At 66.9% G+C, this 5,853-nt stretch carries 5 protein-coding genes; all 5 read right to left on the reverse strand.

Features of this window, described 5'->3' with window-relative positions; translation table 11 throughout:
- Positions 1–13: 13 nt before the first annotated feature.
- The gene (locus AB4Y86_RS10165) at positions 14–1,519 is read right to left on the reverse strand and encodes a malate:quinone oxidoreductase (protein ID WP_441402117.1); all 1,506 of its coding nucleotides are present in this window, start codon (positions 1,517–1,519) and stop codon (positions 14–16) included.
- A 79-nt stretch (positions 1,520–1,598) separates the two neighbouring features.
- Positions 1,599–3,296 (reverse strand): ABC transporter substrate-binding protein, encoded by a 1,698-nt coding sequence (locus AB4Y86_RS10170; RefSeq protein ID WP_441402118.1) that lies wholly within the window; start codon positions 3,294–3,296, stop codon positions 1,599–1,601.
- A 214-nt stretch (positions 3,297–3,510) separates the two neighbouring features.
- Positions 3,511–4,188, reverse strand: a complete 678-nt coding sequence (locus tag AB4Y86_RS10175; RefSeq protein WP_441402119.1) for a fasciclin domain-containing protein — start codon at positions 4,186–4,188, stop codon at positions 3,511–3,513.
- Between the two features lie 168 nt (positions 4,189–4,356).
- Positions 4,357–4,674, reverse strand: a complete 318-nt coding sequence (locus AB4Y86_RS10180; protein ID WP_441402120.1) for a hypothetical protein — start codon at positions 4,672–4,674, stop codon at positions 4,357–4,359.
- Between the two features lie 2 nt (positions 4,675–4,676).
- Positions 4,677–5,853 (reverse strand): FAD-dependent oxidoreductase (locus AB4Y86_RS10185; protein WP_441402121.1); only part of this gene is annotated, 1,177 nt, incomplete at its 5' end.

The raw sequence follows: 5,853 nt of genomic DNA on the forward strand, positions 1-5,853 counted from the left end.
GCGGCTGCTGCGGTCAGCCCTGGCTGGCGCTRACCGGCTCCAGCTGGAGGGCTGCTGCCGTCTCGGCCTCAAGCTTGGCCGCGAGCTCCGGGTTCTCATTGAGCTTGACGCCGTAGCCCGGCATCATCTCCTTGAGCTTGCCGTGCCAGCCCTTGAAGTCCTTCGGGAACGCCTTCTGCAGCAGCTCGATCATGATCGGGACTGCGGTGGACGCGCCCGGGGACGCACCGAGCAGGGCCCCGATCGTGCCGTCGCGGCCGGCGATGACCTCRGTGCCGAACTGCAGCACGCCGTGCTTCTTCGGGTCCTTCTTGATGATCTGTACACGCTGGCCGGCCGTGATCAGTTCCCAGTCGCCGTCCTTGGCCTCCGGGTAGTACTCCCGCAGGGCCTCGACCTTGGCGCCGTGCCGCTTCGCGACCTCCTTGACCAGGTAGGCGGTGAGGTCCATGTTGTCCTTGGCCACGGCCAGCATCGGGATGATGTTCGAGGGCCGGATGGACAGCGGGAGGTCCAGATAGGAGCCGTTCTTCAGGAAGTTCGTGGAGAAACCGGCGTACGGGCCGAACAGCAGGGACCGCTTGCCGTTGACGTACCGGGTGTCCAGGTGCGGCACGGACATGGGCGGGGCACCCACCGAGGCCTGGCCGTAGACCTTGGCGCTGTGCTGGGCCGCGAGGCTCTCGTCGGTGCAACGGAAGAACTGGCCGGAGACCGGGAAGCCGCCGTAGCCCTTGCTTTCCGGGATGCCGGAGGCCTGCAGCAGGTGCAGCGCCCCGCCGCCGGCGCCAACGAAGACGAACTTGGCGTGGATCGAGCCGCGCTCACCGGACCGCGGGTGCTTGAGCGTGAGGTCCCAGCCGCCGTCGGAGGCCTTGGAAATGCCGGTGACGTCGTGGCCGTAGTTGATTTCCACGCCGTTGTTGCCGAGGTAACCGGTCAGCTCGCGGGTGAGCGCGCCAAAGTCGACGTCGGTGCCCTCCGCGGCGCGGGTCGCGGCGACATGCTGTTTCGGGTCGCGGCCCTTGACGATCAGCGGCGCCCACTTGGCGATCTGGGCGTGGTCCTCGGAGAACTCCATCGAGCGGAACAGCGGGTTGGGCTTGAGCGCTTCGTAACGGGTGCGTAGGAATTTGGTGTTCGCGTCGCCGACCACGAAGCTCATGTGCGGCACCGTGTTGATGAAGCCCTTGGGTGAGCCGATCAGCGAGTTGGTGACCAGGTGGGACCAGAACTGGCGGGACAGCTGGAACTGCTCGTTGATGTGCAGGGCCTTGGCCGGGTCCACCGAACCGTCCTTGGCCGCGGGGGAGTAGTTAAGCTCACACAGTGCGGCGTGTCCGGTGCCCGCGTTGTTCCAGGGGCCGGAGCTTTCCAGGCCGGGCTGGTCCAGCCGTTCGAACAGCGAAATGGTCCAGTTCGGCTCAAGCTGCTTGAGGAAGGTGCCCAGCGTGGCGCTCATGATGCCGCCGCCAATCAGGACAACGTCGGCGTGTTGGGTCTTGGAAATGAAAGTCACAATCAGTCTCCGATAGCAGCGGCTCTGGCTGTCACAGAATATCCCCGCACGGCCCACTAACTGAAATTGGGCACTGCCGTCAAGGCTTTAACACGACCTTAGTGAAAACTTCATTCAGGACCGGCGACGCCGGGTATTTCAGGACCCGGTCGGAGAGGGCCAGCGCCGAGATCGGGTACGCGATCGGGACGGCGGGGACCGTCGCGGCGATCTGGGCATTGATGGTCTGGTACTGGTCGGTGCGGTCCTTGCCGTCCGGCAAGCCCCGGGCGCGGGCGATCTTGGAGAACACCTGTGGGTCCTGGTAATCGAATTCGCCGTTGTTCTGGCCGAAGAGCGGCCCCACGAAGTTGTCCGGGTCCGAATAGGAGCCGTTCCAGCCAAGCAGGTGCAGGGCGTGGTCCCCGGGGGAGGTGACCTTCTGGAGGTAGCCGTCCGCCCAGTCCACCGGCACCGGTTTGATGTTGAGTCCGACGGCGGTGAGCTGGCGGCTGATCTCGGCGTAGACCTTTTCCGGGGTCGGCAGGTACGGCCGGGTGACGTTGAGCGGGTAGTAGAACTTCAGTTCCTCGCCCTTGTAGCCGCCCTCGGCGAGCAGCTCCTTGGCCTTGGCCGGGTCGTACCCCAGCGAGGGCGCGTTGTTGTTGAAGCCGCTCAGCTTCGGCGGGACGAACTGCGAGGCCGCCGAGGTGTTGTCAATGAAAAACTTGCGGATCAGGGTGTCCTTGTCCAGGGCCATCTCGATCGCCTGGCGGACCTTGAGGTTCTGCAGCACCGGCACAGCCTGGTTCATCCCCAGGTACATCACGGAAAAGGGATCGCGCTGGACGATCTGCTTGCCGCGCTTGACCAACTGGTCGAAATTGCCGACCGTGACGGAGTCGTAAGCGTCGATTTTGCCGTCCAGCAGGGCCTGCAACCGGGTCTGCGGGTGGTCGTAGCTGATGAAGTTGATGGTTCCGATCTGGCCTTTGTCGCCCCAGTAGCCAGCGTTGCTGTTCAGCGTGACGGTGTCGTTGTCCCAGGAGCCGAAAACGTAAGGACCGGTGCCCACCGGGTGCAGGGCGTAGGCGGACACGGGCTGGCCTTCGCGGGTCTGGTTGAGCACATCGGCGGACCGGGCGATGAGTGCCTGCGGCGAGGAGATGGCGAAGGCCGGCAGGGTGAGGGCCTGGATGAAGCCCGTGAACGGCTCGGTGAGATCGATCTTGACGCTGTCCGCCGCCAGTGCGGTGCAGCTCTTGTATACGGAGAGCGAGGCCTGGTCCGAGTGGGCCCGGAACGCGGACTTGAAGCTGGTGCCCGGCGCCTGCTTGCGGAGTGCCTCGGGGAAGTTGAACCAGCGGTTGAAATTGGTGCACACGGCCGCCGCGTCGAAGGCCGTACCGTCTTGGAACTTCACGTTCCCGCGGAGCTTGAAGGTGTAGGCGCGGCCGTCGTCACTGCCGTTCCACTCTGTCGCCAGCAGGGGGGTGGGCTTGCCGCTGGTCTGGTCGACGCCGACCAGGCCTTCGAGTACCTGGCGGGTGATGCGGTAGGAATCGGTGTCGGAAACGAGGGCCGGATCCAGGCCGAGCGGGCGGGATGCGGTGCCGAAATTAAACGTTGCGGTGGGGCCCGCAGCGGATGAGCTGGCGCTGGCCGACGACGGCGCCGGGCCGGGCGTTCCGGTACACGCTGCAAGGGGCAGCAGGAGCAGGACCGCGCCGAAGCCGGCTGCGATCCGCCGCGCTGTCCTGCTCGGGCGGTTACGGGTCGGCGCGGAACTGCTTGGCACTGAAGGAATCACCCCTGGGGAACTGTAAGCCCGCCGGCTGCGGAACAGCCCCAGTCTAGTAGACCGGACGGCGGCTACCCTGCGGGGGGGCCTTCGCCGCTGGGGGCGAGCCGACCGCAACAGGCGAAGGCCCGCACCATCCGGTGCGGGCCTTCGTTTCTCCAGGTGGATCCAGGGAGTCAGGCTGGATCCGGGGCAGGAGGGCTTGGTGTGCCTACTTGGGCATCAGGACGGAGTCAACCATGTAGACCGTGGCGTTGGCGGTCTGGACGCCGCCGCAGACTACGTTGGCGCCGTCGACCTTGAGCGCGTCCTTGGTGCCGCTGACGGTGACGGAGCCACCCTCGACCGTCTTGTGCGTGCCGACGATCTGGTCGGGGCTGATCTTGCCGGGAACCACGTGGTAGGTCAGGATCTTGCTCAGCAGGGCATCGTCCGTCTTGAGCTTGTCAATGGTGGCGGCGTCGATCTTCTTGAAGGCGTCATCCGTCGGGGCGAAGATCGTGAATTCGCTGCCGTTCAGGGTGTCCACCAGGTTCACCTTGGGGTTGAGCTTGCCGGAGACGGCGGCGGTCAGGGTGGTCAGGATCGGGTTGTTGGAGGCGGCCACGGCCACCGGGTCCAGGGCCATGCCGGAGACGGAGCCCTTACCGCTGGGTACCTGGGCGGCGTAGGCGGCGCAGCCGGGGCCGACGAGGTTTGCTGCCGGGTCCATGGCTGCGGCGGAGGAGCTCATGGACGGCGACGGCGCCATGCTCGAAGCGGAGGGCGTGGACGCCGGAGCCGAGGAGCTGCTGGCGCCGGTGCTGGAACCGCCGCAGGCAGTGAGGCTGAGCATGGCTGCAGCAGCGATACCTGCAACGGCGAAAGTTGTGCGCTTGATGGTCTGCATTTCGAATCTCCTTTGTTGTGCCGATTCATTGCCGRCAGCGGACCTCTTTGCCGCTGCGGCTCCTATCCGACTGTCGGGCACCGACCCTTGGTTGGTGTCTCAATGGATATTCGCGGGCTCGGCGGGCAGGGATGGGTGGGATTCGAAATTCTTTTTGGTTGGGCCGGTTCAGGGCTTGCGGGAGCACCGCCTCCGGATTTCTTGACGGAGGGATCCGAGCTCCGGTTGCCCAGCCAGGCCGCCCGGACCGGGGTACACCCGGCAGGCGACGGCGGGTGCCGTGTCGGAGGGGAAAAGGTCAGCTCCGTCAATGATGAAGGAGGGTGATCCGTGGAAGGACCGGGCCGTGGCGTCGGCGTCAGTGCTGATTTCGGTGACCGTGAGCAGCGCCGGATCGATGCCTTCCGCCTCCAACGCGGTCGCGAACAAGTCCCGGGCCGAGACGCCGTGCGGGCACCCCGGAATCGTCAGCAATTGAATCTGCATGCTCAGTTCCCCCCGCTGCGGCCGTGAGTCAGGCCGGTGGGGAATCCGACGAGCACCGGTTCGGGCGCTCCACAGCAGCCGCTGCTGCCGGCGTCGGACGAGCAGACGCCGGTTTCGGGGAGTTCGAGCARGACGGTGTCCGCGGCTTCCCGGTCCCCGGCCAAGGCGGCCGCGACGGAACGGACCTGTTCGTAGCCGGTGGCGAGCAGGAAGGTCGGGGCCCGGCCGTAGGACTTCATGCCCACGATGTAGAAGTCGTCTTCGGGGTGGGCCAGCATCCGGGCGCCGTGGGGTTCGACCGTGCCGCAGGAGTGGAATTCGGGGTCGATCAGCGGGCCGAGCTCACGCGGGGCGTCCACGGCGGCGTCCAGGTCCAGCCGGAGTTCACGGAGGATGTCCAGGTCGGGGCGGAACCCGGTGGCCGGAACGATCACGTCGGCTGCGAGGGTCCGGCCGTCCGTGGAAGTCAGGGTGACGGCTCCGTCGGCGGCGGCGAGGGCCACGATGCCGAAGCCGGTGTGCAGTTCAATGGTCCCGTCCTCAACCAGGGCGCGGAGCCGGCTGCCCAGCCTGCCGCGGGCCGCCAGCTCATCGGCGTCACCGCCGCCATAGACCTTGGCTGCGGATGCGCCGCGGATTGCCCACACGATCCTGGTCCCGGGCACCTGCACTGCGAGCTCGGAGAGGTCGATCAGGGTGTTGGCGGCCGAGTGCCCCGAGCCGACCACGACGGCGGTGCGGCCACCAAACGCTGCGCGCTCGCGGCCCAGGACGTCCGGCAGCGGAGAGGAAATCGTCTCAGCTGCGGCGGCTTCGCCGAGGGCGGGCAGGCCGGAGGTTCCGAGCGGGTTGCGGGTGGACCAGGTGCCGGACGCGTCGATGACACCTGCGGCCTGGTACTCGCGGACCTCTCCGCCGACGTGTTCGACGCGGACCACAAAGGGTGTGGTGTCGCGGTTCCGGCTGTGGGTCTTGTCCATGCCCTGCCGGGTCACTGCCACGACGCGGGCACCGGTGTGCAGGCGGGACGCAATCGCCGGCAGAGAAGCCAGGGGCGTGAGGTACTGGTCGACGAGTTCCCCGCCGGTCGGCAGCGCCGTCGGCTCCGGCGATTCCCAGCCGGTCCCGGCCAGCAGGCGGACGGCGGCGGCGTCGGTGTTGTACCGCCAGGGGGAGAAG

This window comes from Arthrobacter sp. 2YAF22_2, assembly GCF_052114645.1.
Taxonomy (GTDB): Bacteria; Actinomycetota; Actinomycetes; order Actinomycetales; family Micrococcaceae; genus Arthrobacter.